This window comes from uncultured Ellagibacter sp. (assembly GCF_934643285.1).
Classification (GTDB): Bacteria; Actinomycetota; Coriobacteriia; order Coriobacteriales; family Eggerthellaceae; genus Ellagibacter.
Genome location: NZ_CAKUBT010000053.1, coordinates 1 through 1,609, shown reverse-complemented (window position 1 = coordinate 1,609; position 1,609 = coordinate 1). Strand labels below are relative to the sequence as shown.

General features: G+C 57.1%; 1 protein-coding gene. It reads left to right on the top strand.

Features of this window, described 5'->3' with window-relative positions:
• Nucleotides 1-211: 211 nt before the first annotated feature.
• A complete protein-coding gene (gene tyrS / locus Q0I65_RS09635) occupies nt 212-1,423 on the top strand; it encodes a tyrosine--tRNA ligase (protein WP_296062936.1) in 1,212 nt (403 codons plus the stop codon).
• Nucleotides 1,424-1,609: the final 186 nt, after the last annotated feature.

Sequence of the window (1,609 nt, the reverse complement as noted above, 5' to 3'; positions counted from 1 at the left end):
CGACCGTGACGATTAGATTCCGCTGCGGCATTGTAGCGAAACGCCACTCGCTTCAGCGAAGAGTTTGGGCGAGAAGCTTCCTTTCGGGAAAGGTGCCTGGCAGCCGAGAGCGTTCATTCGCTTATTGCGCAGCCCCCTCGATAGATTCGGGGCTCATGCTGCCTATGTGTTAGAATCGCTTGTGCAAATCCGTTGTATGAAGGACATTTCGATGCTCACACCTGAAGAACAGCTTCACATCATCTCCTCTGGCACGGCACAGATCGTGCCGGAAAGCGCTCTGCTTGAGAAGCTCAAGCGCGGCAAACCCCTCAACATCAAGCTCGGTGTCGATCCGACGGCTCCCGACATCCATATCGGCCACGCCGTCCCGCTGCGCAAGCTCCGCCAGTTCCAGGACCTTGGCCACGAGGTCACGCTCATCATCGGAGACGGTACGGCGCTCATCGGCGACCCTTCCGGGCGCAACTCGACCCGTCCGCAGCTTTCCCGCGAGCAGATCAAGGCGAACGCGGAAACATACGTCAACCAGGCATTCAAGATCCTCGACCCCGAGAAGACGACGCTTCGCTACAACTCCGAGTGGATCTTGTCGCTGAACATGGAAGAGCTCTTGAAGCTCATGGCGCAGTTCACGGTCGCCCGTATTCTCGAGCGCGACGATTTTCATAACCGCTACACCTCGAACCTTCCGATCAGCCTTCATGAGTTCATGTACCCGGTCATGCAGGCTTATGACTCCGTCGTTATCAAGGCCGACGTCGAACTCGGCGGCACCGATCAGCTCTTCAACCTGCTTGCCGGCCGCGAGCTTATGGAGAAGCTCGGCATGGAGCCGCAGGTGTGCCTGACGCTCCCGCTGCTCGAAGGCACCGACGGCGTGAAGAAGATGTCGAAGAGCTACGGCAACTACATCGGCCTCACCGACGAGCCGTCCGATATGTTCGGCAAGGTCATGTCCATCCCCGACGAGCTTATGGTGAAGTACTACCGTCTTGCATCTACCGAGTCCGTCTCGGCAATCGATGAAATCGAGGCCGGCTTGGCCAACGACGAGCTCCATCCTAATAAGGTAAAGCGCGCCCTCGCCCGCAACATCGTTGCCGCTTACTACGACGAGGAGCAGGCGAACGCGGCCGAGGAGCAGTTCGACCTCGTGTTCAAGAAGCATGATGTCCCCGACGACATCGCCGAGTACACGCCCGACCTCACACCCAACGAAGAGGGGCTCGTCTATCTCGCGAAGATCATTCACGACGCCGGCCTTGCGCAAAGCGTTGGGGAAGCGCGCCGCCTCATCGACGGCGGCGGCGTAAAGCTCAACGGTGATGCGGTCGCGTCTAAGGCATACAACGTCGAGCCCGAGAAGCTGAAGGATTGCGTCTTGCAGGTTGGCAAGCGAAAGTTCATCAAGCTCGTGTAAAAAAGGTCTTGCGGCGGTAAAACCGAATAGCTATAATAAGAAACCCGCGTTTGAGGAGAGCGTGGGTTTCTTCTTTCACTCAGCTTGATTGAGAGCAGAAGCGGTGGCATTTCAAAACCGCTCAAAACTTTTTGAAAAAAGTTCTTGACGGCAGGCGAGAGGTCGCGTAATATATCTCCTTGCGCC